Below are 16,776 nucleotides of genomic sequence, written 5' to 3'. Positions count from 1 at the left end.
ATGAAAAAAGCCCTTCTGCTCCTGACTGCCGTGCTTCTGTCCGGCGCTGCCCTGGCCCAACATTCCGACCAGGAAACGCAGGAAGACGTCAAACGCCACCGCGGCATGGCCGCTGCGCACGAAGGAGCGGCCAAGTGCCTGGAAGCCGGCAAAGGAGAAAAAGTCTGCATGGAGGAACTCCAGGCCGCCTGCAAGGGTCTGGCGCTGGGCAAATACTGCGGCATGCGTCACGCCCATTGACACACCGTGCAACCACCATGAACCCGATGTCGATGCAAACCCTCTTCAGCGCCCTGTGGCTGAGCAGTGCCATGGTGGTTGGTGTGTCCGCGCAGACGCTGAGCTCACCGCTGCCACCGGGCACTCCGCCACCCGCCAGCGCGGCTGATGGCTCGGCCTTGCCACACGGGCAGGGTGCTGGCGTGCACAGCCCGCTGAGTCCGTTTGCGCCGCTGCCCAAGCGCACCGACGTGGTGGCCTGGTCTACCCTCACCGACATCACCACCCGGGTGGAAAAAAAGCGGATCGTGCCGGTGTATCCCGCGCCGGTGGCCGCGCTCAACCAGAAGACGCTGCGCCTGCAAGGCTTCATGATGCCGCTGGAGCCGGGCGAGAACCAGCGCCACTTCCTGCTCGCTTCGGTGCCGCTCACCTGCGGTTTCTGCACGCCCGGCGGGCCGGAGAGCATGGTCGAGGTGCGCACAAAAACGCCGGTGAAATACAAGCTGGAAGCCGTGGTTGTCGAGGGCACCTTTCATGTGCTGAACAACGATCCCTACGGCCTGTACTACCGCATCACCAACGCCGTGGGCGTCCCCTAGCGCGGATACCATCGGTGGGTGAACCTTGCTGCCCACCCCGCCGTCGCGTCGCTGACCCCCGTCTTCCTCCTGATGGCCATCGGCTTCATCGCCGGGCGTCTCCAATGGATCCGCGACGCCGCGGTGAAGGACCTCTCCAACCTCGTGTTCCTCGTGCTGATCCCGGCGCTGCTGTTTCGCACCATGAGTGCGGTGCAGTTCGAAGAACTGGACCTGCGGCCGGTTTTGGCCTATTTCCCCGCCGCGCTGTTGCTGCTGGCGGTGTCCATCGCCTGGCGCGGTTTCAACCGCGCCAGCGTGGTCATGGCCATGGCCGGCGTGTTCTCCAACATGGTGATGATCGGCATCACGCTGGTTGAACTGGCCTATGGCAAGGCCGGCCTCGTCACGCTCCTGACGCTGGTGTCGGTGCATGCGCTGATCCTGCTGACCACCGGCTCGGTGGTGTTGGAACTGGCCGTGGCGCGTGAGGCGCGCGCGGGCGGTGAGCGGGCGCCGCACCTGCTGCAGACAGCGACCTCGGCCATCAAAGGCGCGCTGATCCATCCCATTCCCCTGCCCATCCTCAGCGGCCTGCTGTTCTCACAGACCGGCTGGAGCTTGCCCACGGTGATCGACAAACCCCTGCTGTTGCTGGGCAACGCCTTTGGTCCGCTCTCGCTGGTGCTGATGGGGGTGACGCTGGCCAGCACCCCCTTGAGAGGCCACCTTCGCGATGCGCTGTGGATCTCCTTCTCCAAAAACCTGCTGCTGCCCGTGATGGTGGGGCTGAGCGCCTGGGCGCTGGGCATCACCGGCCTGCCGCTGACCGTGATCGTGGTGGCCGGCGCCCTGCCCATCGGCGCCAACGTGTTCTTGTTTGCGCAGCGCTACGACGTGGCCCAGGAACTCACCACCGCCAGCATGGGCATGACCACGCTGGTGTCGCTCTTCACGCTGAGTTTTTTCATGCTCGCCATGTCCTGGCTGACCTGATGCACGACAGCCTTGTCGGCGGCAGCAGTTTCAAGCCAGAACACCGCGGAACCGGCTTTGCCGGGCCGCAGGTGTGCCCCCTGAGGGGGTGACGCGCGACAGCTCGGCGCGGGGGTGGGCCAAAGTCATTGGCTTATCTTGCGGGCCTCTTCGATCTGGTACTCGAAGTAGCGCTGGATGCCGAAGGCCAGGCTGCCCATGAAGGCCACGGTGCCCATGAGGAGCGCGAGCACCAGCGTCCCGATGGTGAGCCAATGGGTGGCGCCGGCGTTGGCGTCCACCGGCAGCGTTGGGTTGAACCAGCGGTTCCATTTTTCGCGATCAGTCAACGCATAGACGATGCCCGTGAGGCAACTCGCGGCAATGGTCATGCCCAACAGTGGGATCAGCACCCACGAGAGCTTGTCGTCCTGCCCGTAGGTGAGCACGCGGTCCACGCCCCACCAGCCCAGCGCCGCGGGGATGGGGTGCAGCCAGCCAATCCAGTCGCCCAGGCCGCGCAGGTAGAAGCGGTGCAGCCCGAGCGTGCCTCCGAGCACCGCCAGCACCGCTGCCAGCGTTTTGTTCTTGCCTCGGCCGATCACGCCGCGCTTTCGGGTGGCGTGGTGTCACCGGCACCCAGTGTTTTCTGCATCAGCACGATGTCGAGCCAGCGGTCGAACTTCCAGCCACACGACTGAACAACGCCCACGGTCTCGAAACCCAGCGCTTTGTGCACACCGATGGAGCCCGCGTTGGCGGAGTCGCCGATCACGGCCATGACCTTGCGCACGCCGCCGCGCTCCAGCGCGGCCATCAGCTCGGCCAGCAGGGCGCGGCCCAGGCCCTTGCGGTGGGCGGCCGGGTCCATGTAGATGGAATCCTCCACCGAGAAGCGGTAGGCTGGTCGCGGCTTGAACCAGTTGCCGTAGGCAAAGCCCACCACTTGCCCACCGTCTTCGGCCACCAGCCAGGGCAGTCCCTTGGACAACACGTCGGCGCGACGCGTGATCATGTCGGCCAGGCTGGGCGCTGTGGTTTCGAATGTGCCGGTGCCGTGCAGCACGTGGTGGCCGTAGATGCGGGTGATGGCGTCGAGATCGTCGTCTCGGCTGGGGCGAATCGTGGGCATGGGGCGTATCAGAACGAACAGAGTGGAGTCGGTGACCTGGGTGGCCACAGACGGGCTATAATCGCGGGTTTCGTGGCGTTTCGCTGACCGGGTGGTCAGTCGTGTGTCTCAAGCGCTGCAGACAAGCGGATCGCAAGATCCAGTGATGTGCCAATTTCGGCACCTCTCCACCCGAAGGATAAATCATGGTCGTCATTCGACTTTCCCGCGGCGGCTCCAAAGCCCGTCCCTTCTACAACATCGTCGTTGCAGACAAGCGCAACCGCCGCGATGGCCGCTTCATCGAGCGCATCGGTTTCTACAACCCCCTGGCCCGTGGCGGCGAAGAGCCTCTGCGCATCGCCCTGGATCGCCTGACCTACTGGACCGGCGTGGGTGCCACCCCGTCCGACACGGTGGAGCGTCTGGTCAAGCAGAACGCCGCCAAGGCCGCTGTCGCGGCCTGATTCTGCTGACCGCACGGTGAGCAGCCCCGCGTCTGGCGCCTTCACGGCGTCGTCCCTCCCGGCCGATGCGGTCGAGTTGGGGCGCATACAGGACGCGTGGGGCATCAAGGGCTGGGTCCGAATCCTGCCCTACAGTGCCGACACTTCGGCCCTGATCGCTTCCCAACAATGGTTCCTGGAGCCGCCCGAAGCCCGCTTCGCGCGCGGCTTTTCGGCGTTTTCGGGCTGCGTGAGCGTTGGGCTTGTTGAAGTCAAACCCCACACCGATGGACTGGTCGCACAGATTGAAGGCGTGAACGATCGCAATTCGGCCGAAGCGCTCAAGGGTGTTCGCCTTTATTTGCCACGCAGCGCCTTTCCGGCCACGCCCGAGGGCGAGTACTACTGGGTCGACCTGATCGGTCTGGACGTGGTCAACCGCGAGGGCGTGCATCTGGGCGTGGTGCGCGACCTCATGGCCACCGGGCCCAATTCGGTGCTGGTGCTCGAATACACCGACACGGTCGACGGGGTCGAGCAGGTGGCCGAACGCATGATCCCGTTCGTGGCGGCCTACATCGACGATGTGGACAAGGCGAAGCGCCGCATCACCGCCGACTGGCAAACAGACTATTGATTCGTCCTGATGCGCTTCGACGTCATCACGCTGTTTCCTGAACTGTTTGCGCCGTTTCTGCAACACGGCATCAACCGCCGCGCTTTTGAATCCGGGCTGGTCGACGTTCACCTCTGGAATCCGCGCGACTTCGCCGAAGGCAACTACCGCCGCGTGGACGACCGTCCGTTCGGGGGGGGGCCAGGCATGGTCATGATGGCCGAGCCACTGTGGCAGTGCCTGCAGGCGGTTCGCGCCGAACGCGCGGAGCCAGACGAGGCATGCGCGCCAGTCGTGTTGTTCTCCCCCATTGGCAAAGCCCTCACCCACACCGGCGTTGAACGCTGGTCTGCCAGCCAGGGTGCCGTTCTGCTGTGTGGCCGCTACGAGGGCATTGACCAACGTTTCATCGACGCCTGCGTTGATCAGCAGATCAGCTTGGGCGACTTCGTGCTCTCGGGTGGCGAAATCGCGGCCATGGCTTTGCTGGATGCGGTGGCGCGTCTGCAGCCCGGCGTGTTGAGCGACGAGGGCAGCCATCAGCAAGACAGCTTCAACCCTGCGCTCGACGGGTTGCTGGACAGCCCGCATCACACACGCCCCGAGGTCTGGCAGGGGCCGAAGGGCCCGATGCCCGTGCCTGAGGTGTTGCTGGGTGGGCACCACGAGCGCATCGCACGGCATCGCCGCGAACAAAGTCTGGCGATCACCGCCCGCCAGCGGCCTGACCTGCTGGCTCGTGCCAGGGAGCAGGGTTTGCTCGATGCCGCAGACCTGTCTTTCCTGCGCGCCCAGGGATTGCTATAATCCAAGGCTTTTCGATCCTCTACCGGCCGCCGCGACCGGGTCAGCCCGCAATCCTCGAGCAGAACGTCTGCAAGAGGTTGGACAGGGCCCCTGCCGGATTCGTGGCCTTTAGTGCAGCGCGGGAATGATCGACGAACAGGAAACCATGAACCTCATCCAGACCCTAGAGCAAGAAGAAATTGCTCGCCTCGGCAAAGTCATTCCGCCGTTTTCTCCCGGTGACACGGTCATCGTCAGCGTGAACGTGATCGAAGGCACCCGCAAGCGTTTGCAGGCCTACGAAGGTGTGGTGGTTGCCCGCCGCAACCGTGGCCTGAACTCCAGCTTCATCGTGCGCAAGATCTCCAACGGTGAAGGTGTCGAGCGCACCTTCCCGCTGTACAGCCCGCTGATCGCCAAGATCGAAGTCAAGCGTCGTGGTGATGTGCGCCGCGCCAAGCTGTACTACCTGCGCGATCGCAGCGGCAAATCGGCACGTATCAAGGAAAAGCTGGGCAGCAAGGCTGCATAAGCCTGCGCTTGCTCTCCCAGTGGAAAGCCGCTCTTCGGAGCGGCTTTTTTGCGTCTGGCCTATGCTGTCTCGACATGACCCAACTGCTGCCCGCCTTCGACCCGCGACTCGTGCCCATCGTCAACGCCGACGAAATCACGCACCCCGCCCATCCCGAGCGCCTCACCGCCAGCGGGCTGCGCGAGCTGTTCGCCAACCCGCCGCTCTGGACACCCGAGCTGGTGCGCGAAGTCAAGTTTGCCGACCGCGCGCCCGCCCATGCGGCCGTGCTGTTGCCGCTGGTGATGCGCGACGAACTCACCTTGCTGCTGACCCAGCGCACCGCCCACCTCTCAACGCACTCGGGTCAGATCGCCTTGCCCGGCGGCAAGCTCGATGCCACCGACGCGGATGCCACGGCGGCCGCGTTGCGCGAAACGTTTGAAGAGATCGGTTTGCCACCCGAACGCATCGAGGTGCTGGGTACGTTGCCGGTGTACGTCACGGGCACCTCGTTCATCGTCACGCCGGTGGTGGGACTGGTGCAGCCGGGCTTCGAGCTGTTGCCCAACCCCGACGAGGTGGACGACGTGTTCGAGGTGCCGCTGTCATTTCTCATGAATCCGCTGCACCACCGCCGCCATGCGTTCGACTTCGAAGGCGTGGTGCGCGAGTGGTACTCCATGCCATACCAGGACGGGGATCAGGAGCGATTCATCTGGGGCGCCACCGCCGGCATGCTGCGCAACTTCTACCGACTGCTCAGCGCCTGATCTTGCTTCGCTGGTCCGCGCCGCGCGGGCCACTATGATCGACCCATGGGTTTCTTCGCCATCCTCATTGCCTTGCTGCTGGAGCAGGCGCGTCCACTGGCCTACGACAACGTGGTGCACGCCGCGCTGCGCGGTTGGTCCCGCGCGGTTCGCCGCAACCTTGATGCGGGCGAGTCCTCGCACGGCTGGGTGGCCTGGGGGCTGGCCGTGGGGGTGCCCGCGATGCTGGTCGCGCTGGTGCACTGGGGCTTGTGGTGGTTCAGTTCGGTGCTGGCCTTCGTGTGGATGGTGGCGGTGCTGTATGTGACGCTGGGCTTTCGCCAGTTCAGCCACCACTTCAGTGAAATCCGCAACGCGCTGGAAGAGGGCAACGATGCGCTGGCGCGCGAGAAGCTCGCCGCCTGGCTTCGGGTGGACGCCTCCAGCCTGCCGCGCAGCGAGCTGCTGCGCCAGGTGATCGAACACTCGGTGCTCTCTGCACACCGCCATGTGTTCGGTGTGCTGGTGTGTTTTGTGGTGTTCTGGGCCTTGGGGCTGGGGCCGGCTGGCGCGGTGTTCTACCGGTCGGCCGAATACCTGTCGCGCAACTGGCGCGCACGCCCCGATGGCACACCGAGTCTGGCCTTGCAACGCGCGGCTGCGCGCGCCTGGGCCTTTGTCGACCATGTGCCCGCCCGCGTGACCGCGCTAGGCTTTGCCGTGGTGGGCAATTTCGAGGAAGCCGTGGCCAGCTGGCGCGGCGACGCCGAGCGATTTGCGCCGGGCAGCGACGGGGTGGTCCTGGCGGCCACATCAGGCGCACTCAACGTGCGTCTCACACCTCAACCGGACCCCACACTGCTGATCGACGAAAGTGATCCTGGTAGCCGACCCGAGCCGCAGCTGGCCCACCTGGACAGCGTGGTGGGCCTGGTCTGGCGTGCGGTGGTGCTGTGGATGCTGCTGCTCGCACTCGTCACGCTCGCGCGCTTCTGAGCCAGCTCAGTACTTGCCTCAGTACTTGCGCTTGTCCGACAGCTCGGCGAACAGCTCTCGGTAGAGCCGGTAACGGTTCTCGCTGATCGCCAGCGGATCGCCTCCGGTGACTTCTGCACCACCCGTCTGCACATGCGCCACCACCGCACAACCTGGCTCGTGCAGGTGGGTGCAGTTGTAGAAGCGGCAACTGCCCAGCGTCGCGTTCAGATCGGGCATCAGGTGGGCCAGCTGCATCGGTTCGATGTGGTTCAGGCCGAATTCCTGGAAGCCTGGTGAATCGATCAGTGCCGTGCTGCGCTCGGTGTCCACCCAATACCAGGTGGTGCTGGTGGTCGTGTGTTTGCCCGAGTTCAGTGCGCGCGAAATCTCGCCGGTGAGCGCCTTGGCCATGGGCACCAGCCGGTTCACCAGCGTGCTCTTGCCCACACCCGACGGACCGAGCACCAGCGTACGTTTGCCGGCCAAGCTTTGTTGCAGGGCATCGAGGCCGTCGTCCCCCCCAGCGTCCTGGCCTACTGCCTTGAGTCGAAGCGGCATCACCGTGCAACCCATGCGGCGGTAGGGATCCAGCCGTGCCCAAGCGCGGTCGAAGGCGGGTTGCAGATCGCTCTTGTTGAGCACGATCAGCACCTCGATGCGCTCTGCCTGCGCGGCGATCAAGGCGCGTGCGAGCTGGCTTTCGGAGAACTCCGGGTCGGCCGCCACCAGCACAAGCACCTGGTCTAGGTTGGCTGCAAACGACTTCGTGCGCATCTCGTCCTGCCGGTAGAACAGGTTGCGCCGCTCTTCCACGCGCTCGATGCTGCCTTCGTCGCCGGTGATCTGCCATTGCACCTGATCACCGACCACCACCTGGCTCTTCTTGCCCCGGGGATGGCAGATGCGGCGTTCGCCGTCGGTGCTTTCCACCATGCAGTGGCGCCCGTGGGCCGCCACCACCAGGCCGGTCTGGAGATCGGCCATCAGGCCTTTTGCAGTGCGTCCACCGCGCCCGCGCAATGGAAGTCGCTCACCGAGATGCCACCCACGTCGTGCGTGTTGAAGCGCACCGTGCAGCGGCTGTAGCCCAGGGCCAGGTCGGGGTGGTGGTCCTCGCGGTGGGCGATCCAGGCCACCGCGTTCACGAAGGCCATGGTTTCGTGGAAGTTGGCGAAGGTGAAGGTTTTCTCCAGCGCGCCATCGATCAGTTTCCAGCCCTGGGCGGATTCGCCATTGAGCTGGGTGAGCTGGCTCACGATTTCGGTGGCCGAGAGGGCGCGGCGGTTCTGGTGGATGGGGTTCATGGGTATTTCAAGCAGCGGCTTGCAGGCGCGTCAGGCGCTCGCTGGCCGGTGGGTGGGAGTAGTAAAAGCGCGCGTACACCGGGTCGGGCGTGAGCGTGCTGGCATTGTCCTTGTAGAGTTTGAGCAAGGCGCTGGCGAGATCGGCCCCGTTGGTCTGAGCCACGGCGTAGGCATCGGCCTCGAACTCGTGCTTGCGCGAGAGCTGCGCCATCAGCGGCGAGAGGAAAAAGGTGAGCAGTGGGACGACCATCATGAAGAGGATGAGCGCCAATGCGTTGTTGGGCGCGTCCAGGGAGGGCATGACGCCCAGACCGGTGAAAAACCACGCCTGGCTGGACAGCCAGCCCAGCAGCGCGAAGCCGGCCAGGCTGAGCGCGAACATCAGCCCGATGCGCTTGATGATGTGGCGGCGCTTGTAGTGGCCGAGCTCGTGCGCCAGCACAGCGTCGATCTCTTGCGGGCTGAGCTGCTTGAGCAGGGTGTCGAAGAACACCACGCGCTTGGCCGCGCCGAAACCGGTGAAGTAGGCGTTGGCGTGGGCGCTGCGTTTGCTCCCGTCCATCACGAACAGGCCCTTGGCCGCGAAGCCGCAGCGCTGCATCAGGGCGTTCACACGCGCCTTCAGGGTTTCATCAGCCAGCGGCTCGAACTTGTTGAAGAGCGGCGCGATCACCGTCGGGTAGAGCACCAGGGCAAGCAGGTTGAAGGCCATCCACACGCCCCAGGCCCACAGCCACCACGCCGGCCCGGCCGCGCCCATGAGCCACAGCACGAGCGCTGCAATCGGCAGGCCAATCAGCGTGCCGACCAGCACACCCTTGAGCAAGTCGCCCAGCCACAGCGAGAGCGTCATCTTGTTGAAGCCGAAGCGTTCTTCAATGCGGAAAGTGGCATACCAGCCCAACGGCAGCGTGATCAGGCCGCCGATGACGGCGAACGATCCGAGCAGCGCGAGCTGTTGCACCATGCCGCCGCCCAGGGCTGCCAGCAGGGCCTGGTTGAGCCAGTCGAGGCCGCCCAACAGGGTCCAGCCGGTCAGCAACGCGGCTTCGATGGCGATCTCCAGCATGCCGAAGCGCGTCTTGGTGACGGTGTAGTCGGCCGCCTTCTGGTGGGCTGCCACTGAAATGGTGTCGCTGAACGCCACCGGCACGGTGCCTCGGTTGCGGGCCACGTGGCGGATCTGCCGACTCGCAAGCGCGGTGCGGATGACCAGCCCCAGCACCAGCAGGGCGCAGAAGAGGGCGGTGAAGGCAAGAGATGCGGTGTCCATGGGGTGGAGTCTATCGAAGACGGCCGCTGTCGCATGCCCTTGGGGGCTTGGTCGAACCGTCCTGTTTCAGGACGTCGCGGCCGATCGGTGAAAATCCCGGCATGACTTCTGCCCCCACTCCGGCCGATACGGCCCTGGCCCCCGCCACCACCGACACCCCCACCCTCGCCAAAAGTGACCAGAACCTGGTCTGGATCGACTGCGAGATGAGTGGCCTGGACCCCGAAAAGGAACGTTTGCTGGAGATCGCGGTGATCATCACCGGCCCGCAGCTCACGCCGCGCATCGAAGGCCCGGTGCTCGTGATCCACCAGAGCGACGCGGTGCTGGGTGCCATGGACAACTGGAACAAGGGCACGCACGGCAAGAGCGGCCTGATCGACAAGGTCAAGGCCAGCACCGTGACCGAGGAGCAGGCGCAGGCCGAGCTGCTGGCGTTCATCGGCAAGTATGTGCCCCGCAGCGGCTCGCCCATGTGCGGCAACACCATCAGCCAGGACCGCCGATTTCTCGTGAAGTACATGCCCAAGCTCGAGGCGTACCTGCATTACCGGTGTCTTGATGTCAGCACGCTCAAGGAGCTGGCCAAGCGTTGGCGGCCCGAGGTGTACGACGCCTTCAAGAAGCACCAGAAACACACCGCGCTGGCCGATGTGCACGAGTCCATCGACGAGCTGGAGCACTACCGCAAGCACTTCCTGCGCTGAGCGCAGGTGCCCTTTGCCGAGAGTGCAGCGCCCAGGCGGATCGGCCCTTGAGCCGATGGGCGTCCCTGATCAACATGACAAAATCGTGACATTCACGCGAGATTCACATGCCCAAAAAAGCCCGTAGCCGCTTCATCTCCAAGCACCAGGAGGCCCTTCAACTGGGCGCCGCAGTGCTGTTCCTCATCCTGGTGGGGGTGTATGCCTCGCTCACCGGCGCTTCCACCATCGGCCTGACCTCATCCGCTGTCTGGCTGCTCATCGTGGCCGCCAGCGTGGGCGCCTACATGGCCATGAACATCGGTGCCAACGACGTGGCCAACAACATGGGGCCTGCCGTGGGTTCGGGCGCCATGACCATGGGCTGGGCCATCGTGGTGGCTGCGGTGTTCGAGGCGTTGGGCGCCATCGTCGCGGGTGGTGACGTGGTTGGCACGATCAAGGGCGGCATCATTGACCCGGCCGCCATCTCCGACCCCGCCCTCTTTGCCTGGGTCATGTTCTCGGCCCTGCTGGCCGGTGCGCTCTGGCTCAACCTGGCCACTGCCGTGGGCGCACCGGTGTCCACCACCCACTCCATCATCGGTGCCGTCATGGGTGCGGGCATTGCCGCTGGCGGCTGGGGCCTGGTCAACTGGGACACCATTGGCGCCATCGTCATCAGCTGGGTGATTTCGCCGCTGATGGGCGGCGCGATGGCCGCTGCCTTCCTCTACCTCATCAAGCGCAGCGTGACCTACCGCGCCGACAAAACCGAGGCCGCCAGTCGTGTGGTGCCGGTGCTCATCTCGCTGATGGTCTGGGCGTACACGACGTACATGCTGCTCAAGGGGGTGAGCCAACTGGTCAAGATCGGGTTCCTGGCCGCCCTGGCCATTGGCCTGGTGGTGGCCGTGGTGGTGTGGTGGCTGATCCGCAAGCCGATTGCGCGCATGGCCATCCGTCAGGACAACAGCAAGGATGGCGTGAACCGCCTGTTCACCTGGCCACTCATCTGTTCGGCTGCGCTGTTGAGCTTTGCGCACGGCGCCAACGACGTGGCCAACGCGATCGGACCGCTGGCCGCCATCTACGAAGCGGTGAAAGAGGGCGCCATCGCCACCAAGGCCGGCACGCCGCTCTGGGTCATGGTGCTCGGCGCGTTCGGTTTGTCAGTGGGGTTGGCGCTGTATGGCGCGCGTTTGATCCGCACCGTGGGCAAGGAAATCACCGAGCTGGACAACATGCGCGCCTACTCCATCGCCATGTCGGCCACGCTCACCGTGATCGTCGCCTCGCAGCTCGGCATGCCGGTGTCCACCACGCACATTTCCATCGGCGCGGTGTTCGGCGTGGGGTTCCTGCGCGAATTGCTCAAGGTGAACTACGCCAAGATGGAAGCGGTGGTGTTTGCCGGCCACCAGGGCGCCGATCGTGCCGAGGTCGAGGCCTACCTGCACCGCTTCGAAGCGGCCGAGGTGCAGGAGAAGAAACGCATGCTCGCCGAGATGAAGCGCCGCACCAAGCAGCGCGAGGCGATCGAAACCGCCGAGGGTGCCTTGCTGGCCAAAAAAGAACAGCGGGCCATGAAGAAGGCGATCAAAAAGGAGATCGTCAAACGCTCGGCCGTCATGCGCATCGTGGCCGCGTGGATCATCACCGTGCCCGCCACGGCAGTGCTGGCGGCCATCCTTTTCTACATCGTTCGCGCCGTGCTCAGTTGAACCGCGCACCGGGCCTGCGGATCAGTCCCGGAGGCCCCAGACAAGTCGTTCGAACACCTCGGGCGGCCCCATTTGCCCCCCCTTGAGCATGAGCTCCAGCCCATTCAGACTCGCGTGGTCGCTGTGTGCTCTGCTCAGTGTTACCCCCGGGGCGAGCACGCCCTGGCAGCTCAGTCCCCAGATGCCGAGTTTCTGAACGGCGAGGCTCGAGGTGTCGCCGCCGGCAATGCCGATCCGCCGCAGGGGGCGGCCTTGGCTGGCCCGCATCCCCACGATTCGGGCCACAAGATCGCCGGTGGCCGAGGCCACCGCCAGCGAGTCGAGATCGGCGTGACGGGCGCTGGCTTGGGTGTGGAGCAACACGTGATGTCCTCCGTCAAGGCCCGCAAGCACGGCCTCGGCGCAATCCGCCGCGTGGCGGGGTTCGCACAACAGCCGGCGAACGTCCAACGGTGTTTTCCGGTACGAACTGGCGGCAGCGACCTGCGTCTCCGTCTGAGGGGAAAGGCTTCCCGCGAAGGCGAACACCGGGCCATCGGCGGGGCGGGGCATATCCAGGGTCGATGCGACTTCCGTGTTGCCCCAATGGGCAGCGAGCGCCTGAACAACGCCACTGGACCCCACGGCCAGCACGGTGGCTTGTCGGGCATCGCGCCAGATGAGACGGCCCACGGCAGGCAGGTCTTGGGGGCCTGAAACATCCATCAGCACCGCGTCGGGTTGTTGCGCGAGCAGCCGTTGCAGCGCAGCGTCCTGCGCGTCTGCGCTCAGGGCGTAGCCCGGATAGTGCAGCGCCGCCACACGATGCAGTCCCTGCGCCTGAAGATGCCGGCGGAGATCGGCCTCGGTCATGGGCGTCACAGGATGCTGGCACATCGTGGGGTGGCGGTCGATGCGGTGCACCTCGCCCTGGGTGCCGGCTGCAGCGAACAACTGGCTGAAACAGCAGTAGCGACCGATGTTGGGTTGGCCGCCGACAACGGGCACCCAGGCGCTGTTGATGTGTCTGTTGAGCGTCCGGATGGCCACCCCGATGTTGCCCACATGGGGGGCGCTGTCAAACGTGGAGCAGCACTTGTAGTGGACCACCGGCGAACGCAACGAGGCGAAGAAGCGGCCCACGGGCTCCAGCTCTTCCGCCATGGCCTGCGGGTCCATTGCACGCGCCGCGCCGGCGATGCCGATGGCGTCCAGCGGCCCGGCTTGGTTCAGGTGCCGCTCGGCCGGCACGCCGAGGAACAGCAGGCTTCGCAGTCCCGCCTGCGCGGCGGTGGCCAGCGTGTCGGTGGCGCCTGTGAAGTCGTCACCGTACCAAGCCAGCCGTGGCGGTGGGTTCTCCGTCGTGAGGCTCACTTCGTTCTGGGACCGAAAAACGCCAGGGCGGCGGCGAGTTCGGGGGCGTCGCGCGCGGCGGCGTCAAGCGACTGGCCAGCGCGCGTCGCGGACCAGGCCTGACGGATGCTCGCCACGCCCGCCTCGGGTCCGCCCGGGTGCGCGAGGATGCCGCCGCCGGACATGAAGAGCAGGTCGTCCGTGCCGGTGGCGGCCCAGGTGGCAGGAACGGTGCCCGCCCACTGGCCGGAGGAAAAAGCGGGCATGACGGTGTCGTTGACGCCGTCGGCCAAGGGCAGGAGGCAGTCGCGGGCAGACTCGGTCACTTCGTCATCGGGCTGGGAGAACTTGCCCTGGAGACCATGCACGTGCATGTGGTCCACGCCGGCCAGACGCCACAGCGTTTGATAGGCCTGAAACCCGATGCCCAGCAATGGGTGTCGCGAGAGCGCGCCAAAGCCATTGCGATGGCCGTGCAGGGCCAGCGGGGTGTGCCGGCGCAAGGTTTGCAGCGCCGAGTAGCCACACCAGTTCAGGCTGGCCATCACGCAGGAGCCGCCCTCGCGCTCCACCAGGTCCGCGTGGCGGCGCATGGCGTCGGTCTCGTCGGTGATGTTGAAGGCCACCATCACATGTTTGCCGGTGCGTTGCTGGTGCTCTCGCACGGCCGCCATGACGGCAGGTATGCGCTGGGCCAGGGGGGCGTGTGCCGGGTCCGCGCAGACCTCATCGTCCTTGATGAAGTCCACACCCGCCGCGCAAAGGCGTGTCACGAGTTCGGCCGTCTGTTCGGACGAGAGGCCTACGTTGGGTTTGATGATGGTGCCCACCAGCGCGCCGCTGCTCACGCCGGTGCGCGCGCGCGTGCCGCTGGTGCCCAGCAGTGGCAGGTCGAATCGCGCGCGGTACGCCGCGGGGAGCCGCAACGACTCCAGCCGCATGCCGGTGACCTCGCCCAGGTCGTACAGGTTGCCACTCACGGTCGCGGCCAGCGTGGGCAGGTTGGCGCCGATGTTGGCGGTTGGAAACGCAATGCGCACGCGCGCGCGCCGCCAGGGTCCCCCGCGGCCCTGCCGCTCCAGCCAGGCGTTGGGCAGGCTGGGGGCGGGGGCATCGGGCAGCGCCTCGATCTGTTCCACCGTGGCCCGTGCGCGTTCGCGCAGGGCATCGGTTTCGCCATGCACGCGGGTGAAGGTGCCGCAGGATTGTTCGCCCGCCATCACCTCGGCCACTTGCGCGGGGTCCAGCGGCGTCTCGATCAGGTAGGTCGCCTCCAGGCGTTCGTGATGCGTCATGAGTGGGGGTCAGAGGGTGGTCAGGTCGGGAAAGGGGCGCACCGGGTCCGTGATGCCGTCCCAGGACCGGGAAGACTCGCGGATCAGGTCGAACATCCGACCTTTGGGGCCGGCCACTTCAGAGAGTTCGATCACCGTGCCCGGGTGGAACTCGGTGTCGAAATAGATGAAGCGGCCGCGTTCACCGACTTCGCCCTGCATCTTCGGTTTGAAGCCCTGCGTCAGCAGGCGCTTCAGGTCCGCGTCGTAGTCGCTGGTCCAGTACGCCACGTGCTGCAGCCCGGTGCGCCCGGCCTGGAGAAAGTCGCGGTACATCGACGGCACGTCGTTGCGGGTCTGGATCAGCTCCACCTGCACGAAGCCCGAGTTGGCCAGCGCCACCGAGTTGTGCGGCTCGTAGTCTTTGCCGTCGTACTGGTAGTTCTTGATCGGCACGCGCGGGTTGTAGTACCACGGGCCCACGCCCAGGGTGCGGCTCCAGTGGTCCATGGCGGCCTCGATGTCGTGCACGACGTAGCCCAGTTGACGAATCTCTCCGAAATGGCGGCTCATGGAATGTTCTTTCCGGTGGGGTGCATGGCGATCACTTGGCGCCGTCGATGATGTCCTTGGGGATGGGCACGCCCGCATGCTTGACGTGGATGTCGTTGAGCTTGCCGTTGGCCAGATTGGTCTTGACCCAGCCATTCACCCAGTTCATCAGCTCCGGCTGGTTCTTGCGCATCGCCACCCCCAACTGGTAGGACTGCAGCACGAACTTGACTTCGAACTCGCGCGCCGGTGCCCGCTTGGCGATGGCCGCGATGATGGGTGGCGTGATGGCCACGATGTCGGTCTGGCCACTGGCGGCCGCCGTGATCGAGGTCGCTTCGTCGTCGAACCGGACCACCTTGGCCTGGGGTGCACGCTCTGTGACCATCTTGTCCTGCGGACCGCCCCGCGTGACGGCCACGGTCTTGCCGGCGAGGTCTTCAACGCCAGTGATCTTCATGCTCTTTGGCGCGCCCACGGCGGCCTGGATGGCGCCATAGGGAATGGAGAAATCCACGGCCTTCTGGCGGTCGGGCGTGATCGACAGCGAGGAAATGATGAGGTCGGCCTTGTTCGACAGCAGGTTGGGGATGCGCGCCGAGTTCGTGGAGTTCACGATTTCCAGCTGCACCCCAAGGTCCTTCGCCAGCAACTGGGCTGCCTCCACATCGGAGCCTGCTGGGTTCACCTTGTCGTCCACGTAGCCATAGAAGGGCGCGCTCAGATCGACGCCGATGCGGATCTTGCCGGCGGCCTTGATGTCGGCGAGATCGGCCAGCGCCGGCAGTGTCAGTGAGCCAAGGGCAGCGACCAGCACAGTGCGGCGCAGGATGGGGAATGTGGACATGGTGTATCTCCTGTTGCGTTGTAGGAAGGGACGGGAAAAGGGATGGGGTGACGCGGGGGTGCGGCGGGTCAGAGACCGTGCGAGAGGAATTCGCGCAACTCCGGCGTCTTGGGATCGCGCAGCATGGTGCCGGGGCCGGTCTCCCAGACCCGGCCTTCATGCATGTAGATGACGGTGTCTGCGACGCGCGCGGCGAAATCCATCTCGTGCGTGACCAGCACCATCGTCATGCCGCCTTCGGCCAGCTGCTCGATCACGCGCAGCACTTCGCCTGTGAGTTGGGGATCCAGCGCCGAGGTGACCTCGTCGAACAGCATCACCTGCGGTTCCATGGCCAGCGAACGCGCGATCGCCACGCGCTGCTGCTGTCCGCCCGAGAGCTGCTCGGGGTACGCCTGCGCCTTCTCGGCCAGGCCGACCTGGTGCAGGGTTCGCTCGGCCACGGCGCGCGCGTCTGCCGCGGACATGCCCTTCACCGCCCTGGGCGCGAGCATGATGTTTTCAGCCACCGTCAGGTGGGGGAACAGGTTGTAGCTCTGGAACACGATGCCCACGTCCATGCGCAGGCGACGCAGGTCGATCGCACTGGCGTCGTGCACCGCGTGACCGCACACCTGGATGCGGCCGCTGTCGATGATCTCCAGCCGGTTGATGCAGCGCAGCGCGGTGCTTTTGCCCGAGCCGCTCTTGCCAATGATGGCCGTGACCTGGCCCTTGGGGATGGCGAAGGACACGCCCTTGAGCACCTGATTGGTACCGAAGCGCTTGTGCACGTCATGGAGTTCGACGACCGGTGGCATAGGGGTGGC

The 16,776-nt window shown here is 65.5% G+C and carries 21 protein-coding genes; 11 read left to right on the top strand and 10 right to left on the bottom strand.

Annotated features, from left to right (window positions below; translation table 11 throughout):
- Genes ASE11_RS21085 through ASE11_RS21075 form a run of 3 tightly spaced genes read left to right on the top strand, consistent with a single transcriptional unit; the run spans position 1 to position 1,796 of the window.
- Positions 1–240, top strand: coding sequence for a hypothetical protein (locus tag ASE11_RS21085; RefSeq protein ID WP_056276222.1), 240 nt, complete (start codon positions 1–3; stop codon positions 238–240).
- Between the two features lie 26 nt (positions 241–266).
- A complete protein-coding gene (locus ASE11_RS21080) occupies positions 267–821 on the top strand; it encodes a DUF3299 domain-containing protein (RefSeq protein ID WP_156406444.1) in 555 nt (184 codons plus the stop codon).
- Between the two features lie 18 nt (positions 822–839).
- A complete protein-coding gene (locus ASE11_RS21075; protein ID WP_082585909.1) occupies positions 840–1,796 on the top strand; it encodes an AEC family transporter in 957 nt (318 codons plus the stop codon).
- Between the two features lie 125 nt (positions 1,797–1,921).
- Here the strand turns inward: ASE11_RS21075 and ASE11_RS21070 are convergent, their stop codons facing one another.
- Complete coding sequence (locus tag ASE11_RS21070) at positions 1,922–2,377, bottom strand: NINE protein (RefSeq protein WP_056276482.1); 456 nt, start codon at positions 2,375–2,377, stop codon at positions 1,922–1,924.
- Positions 2,377–2,907, bottom strand: coding sequence for a GNAT family N-acetyltransferase (locus tag ASE11_RS21065; protein ID WP_056276211.1), 531 nt, complete (start codon positions 2,905–2,907; stop codon positions 2,377–2,379). The genes ASE11_RS21070 and ASE11_RS21065 overlap by 1 nt, the downstream gene beginning before the upstream one ends.
- A 185-nt stretch (positions 2,908–3,092) precedes the next feature.
- Here ASE11_RS21065 and rpsP point away from each other — a divergent pair, with 185 nt between their 5' ends.
- The 6 genes from rpsP to ASE11_RS21035 all read left to right on the top strand — a co-directional run bounded on the left by rpsP (position 3,093) and on the right by ASE11_RS21035 (position 6,993).
- Positions 3,093–3,353, top strand: coding sequence for a 30S ribosomal protein S16 (rpsP, locus tag ASE11_RS21060; protein WP_056276208.1), 261 nt, complete (start codon positions 3,093–3,095; stop codon positions 3,351–3,353).
- A gap of 16 nt (positions 3,354–3,369) precedes the next feature.
- The gene (rimM, locus tag ASE11_RS21055) at positions 3,370–3,969 is read left to right on the top strand and encodes a ribosome maturation factor RimM (RefSeq protein WP_056276205.1); all 600 of its coding nucleotides are present in this window, start codon (positions 3,370–3,372) and stop codon (positions 3,967–3,969) included.
- Positions 3,970–3,978: 9 nt separating this feature from the next.
- Positions 3,979–4,755, top strand: coding sequence for a tRNA (guanosine(37)-N1)-methyltransferase TrmD (gene trmD, locus ASE11_RS21050; RefSeq protein ID WP_056276202.1), 777 nt, complete (start codon positions 3,979–3,981; stop codon positions 4,753–4,755).
- A gap of 145 nt (positions 4,756–4,900) precedes the next feature.
- Positions 4,901–5,266 (top strand): 50S ribosomal protein L19, encoded by a 366-nt coding sequence (rplS, locus tag ASE11_RS21045; protein WP_056276479.1) that lies wholly within the window; start codon positions 4,901–4,903, stop codon positions 5,264–5,266.
- Positions 5,267–5,340: 74 nt separating this feature from the next.
- Entirely contained in the window at positions 5,341–6,018 is a 678-nt protein-coding gene (locus ASE11_RS21040; protein ID WP_056276199.1) for a CoA pyrophosphatase, read from the top strand.
- Positions 6,019–6,063: 45 nt separating this feature from the next.
- The gene (locus ASE11_RS21035; RefSeq protein ID WP_056276196.1) at positions 6,064–6,993 is read left to right on the top strand and encodes a CobD/CbiB family protein; all 930 of its coding nucleotides are present in this window, start codon (positions 6,064–6,066) and stop codon (positions 6,991–6,993) included.
- An 18-nt stretch (positions 6,994–7,011) separates the two neighbouring features.
- Here the strand turns inward: ASE11_RS21035 and rsgA are convergent, their stop codons facing one another.
- The 3 genes from rsgA to ASE11_RS21020 are packed head-to-tail and all read right to left on the bottom strand — an operon-like array spanning position 7,012 to position 9,552.
- Positions 7,012–7,959: a ribosome small subunit-dependent GTPase A gene (gene rsgA / locus ASE11_RS21030; protein WP_056276193.1), complete on the bottom strand. Its 948-nt coding sequence runs from the start codon at positions 7,957–7,959 to the stop codon at positions 7,012–7,014.
- Positions 7,959–8,279 carry a 4a-hydroxytetrahydrobiopterin dehydratase gene (locus ASE11_RS21025; protein ID WP_056276189.1) on the bottom strand — a complete coding sequence of 107 codons (321 nt, stop codon included), beginning with the start codon at positions 8,277–8,279 and terminating at the stop codon, positions 7,959–7,961. Before ASE11_RS21025 ends, rsgA begins: the two co-directional genes overlap by 1 nt.
- Before the next feature lie 7 nt (positions 8,280–8,286).
- A complete protein-coding gene (locus tag ASE11_RS21020; protein ID WP_056276186.1) occupies positions 8,287–9,552 on the bottom strand; it encodes a M48 family metallopeptidase in 1,266 nt (421 codons plus the stop codon).
- A 101-nt stretch (positions 9,553–9,653) separates the two neighbouring features.
- Here ASE11_RS21020 and orn point away from each other — a divergent pair, with 101 nt between their 5' ends.
- Both orn and ASE11_RS21010 read left to right on the top strand, forming a co-directional pair.
- On the top strand, positions 9,654–10,259 hold the full coding sequence (gene orn / locus ASE11_RS21015) for an oligoribonuclease (RefSeq protein WP_056276183.1): 606 nt from the start codon (positions 9,654–9,656) through the stop codon (positions 10,257–10,259).
- A 107-nt stretch (positions 10,260–10,366) separates the two neighbouring features.
- A complete protein-coding gene (locus tag ASE11_RS21010) occupies positions 10,367–11,962 on the top strand; it encodes an inorganic phosphate transporter (protein ID WP_056276182.1) in 1,596 nt (531 codons plus the stop codon).
- A gap of 21 nt (positions 11,963–11,983) precedes the next feature.
- Here the strand turns inward: ASE11_RS21010 and ASE11_RS21005 are convergent, their stop codons facing one another.
- From ASE11_RS21005 to ASE11_RS20985, 5 genes are all read right to left on the bottom strand, one after another.
- Positions 11,984–13,315 (bottom strand): four-carbon acid sugar kinase family protein, encoded by a 1,332-nt coding sequence (locus ASE11_RS21005; protein ID WP_056276179.1) that lies wholly within the window; start codon positions 13,313–13,315, stop codon positions 11,984–11,986.
- Entirely contained in the window at positions 13,312–14,589 is a 1,278-nt protein-coding gene (locus ASE11_RS21000) for a ribulose-bisphosphate carboxylase large subunit family protein (RefSeq protein ID WP_056276176.1), read from the bottom strand. Before ASE11_RS21000 ends, ASE11_RS21005 begins: the two co-directional genes overlap by 4 nt.
- 9 nt (positions 14,590–14,598) lie before the next feature.
- Complete coding sequence (locus ASE11_RS20995; RefSeq protein WP_056276173.1) at positions 14,599–15,141, bottom strand: VOC family protein; 543 nt, start codon at positions 15,139–15,141, stop codon at positions 14,599–14,601.
- A gap of 31 nt (positions 15,142–15,172) precedes the next feature.
- On the bottom strand, positions 15,173–15,967 hold the full coding sequence (locus ASE11_RS20990; RefSeq protein WP_056276170.1) for a transporter substrate-binding domain-containing protein: 795 nt from the start codon (positions 15,965–15,967) through the stop codon (positions 15,173–15,175).
- Between the two features lie 68 nt (positions 15,968–16,035).
- Entirely contained in the window at positions 16,036–16,767 is a 732-nt protein-coding gene (locus ASE11_RS20985) for an amino acid ABC transporter ATP-binding protein (protein WP_056276168.1), read from the bottom strand.
- Between the last annotated feature and the right edge of the window lie 9 nt (positions 16,768–16,776).

It is taken from the genome of Hydrogenophaga sp. Root209, from assembly GCF_001428625.1.
Taxonomy (GTDB): domain Bacteria; phylum Pseudomonadota; class Gammaproteobacteria; order Burkholderiales; family Burkholderiaceae_C; genus Hydrogenophaga.
Note: the sequence above shows the minus strand (reverse complement) of the source record. Positions and strands in the feature narration are given on the sequence as shown.

Coding starts and splice junctions, on each gene's coding strand:
- ASE11_RS21040 (WP_056276199.1), top strand. CDS start 5,341: ATGACCCAACTGCTGCCCGCCTTCGACCCGCGACTCGTGCCCATCGTC.
- ASE11_RS20990 (WP_056276170.1), bottom strand. CDS start 15,967: ATGTCCACATTCCCCATCCTGCGCCGCACTGTGCTGGTCGCTGCCCTT.
- rsgA (WP_056276193.1), bottom strand. CDS start 7,959: ATGGCCGATCTCCAGACCGGCCTGGTGGTGGCGGCCCACGGGCGCCAC.
- ASE11_RS21065 (WP_056276211.1), bottom strand. CDS start 2,907: ATGCCCACGATTCGCCCCAGCCGAGACGACGATCTCGACGCCATCACC.
- ASE11_RS21000 (WP_056276176.1), bottom strand. CDS start 14,589: ATGACGCATCACGAACGCCTGGAGGCGACCTACCTGATCGAGACGCCG.
- ASE11_RS21080 (WP_156406444.1), top strand. CDS start 267: ATGTCGATGCAAACCCTCTTCAGCGCCCTGTGGCTGAGCAGTGCCATG.
- ASE11_RS20995 (WP_056276173.1), bottom strand. CDS start 15,141: ATGAGCCGCCATTTCGGAGAGATTCGTCAACTGGGCTACGTCGTGCAC.
- ASE11_RS20985 (WP_056276168.1), bottom strand. CDS start 16,767: ATGCCACCGGTCGTCGAACTCCATGACGTGCACAAGCGCTTCGGTACC.
- ASE11_RS21035 (WP_056276196.1), top strand. CDS start 6,064: ATGGGTTTCTTCGCCATCCTCATTGCCTTGCTGCTGGAGCAGGCGCGT.
- rpsP (WP_056276208.1), top strand. CDS start 3,093: ATGGTCGTCATTCGACTTTCCCGCGGCGGCTCCAAAGCCCGTCCCTTC.
- orn (WP_056276183.1), top strand. CDS start 9,654: ATGACTTCTGCCCCCACTCCGGCCGATACGGCCCTGGCCCCCGCCACC.
- ASE11_RS21085 (WP_056276222.1), top strand. CDS start 1: ATGAAAAAAGCCCTTCTGCTCCTGACTGCCGTGCTTCTGTCCGGCGCT.
- ASE11_RS21020 (WP_056276186.1), bottom strand. CDS start 9,552: ATGGACACCGCATCTCTTGCCTTCACCGCCCTCTTCTGCGCCCTGCTG.
- ASE11_RS21010 (WP_056276182.1), top strand. CDS start 10,367: ATGCCCAAAAAAGCCCGTAGCCGCTTCATCTCCAAGCACCAGGAGGCC.
- rplS (WP_056276479.1), top strand. CDS start 4,901: ATGAACCTCATCCAGACCCTAGAGCAAGAAGAAATTGCTCGCCTCGGC.
- ASE11_RS21025 (WP_056276189.1), bottom strand. CDS start 8,279: ATGAACCCCATCCACCAGAACCGCCGCGCCCTCTCGGCCACCGAAATC.
- trmD (WP_056276202.1), top strand. CDS start 3,979: ATGCGCTTCGACGTCATCACGCTGTTTCCTGAACTGTTTGCGCCGTTT.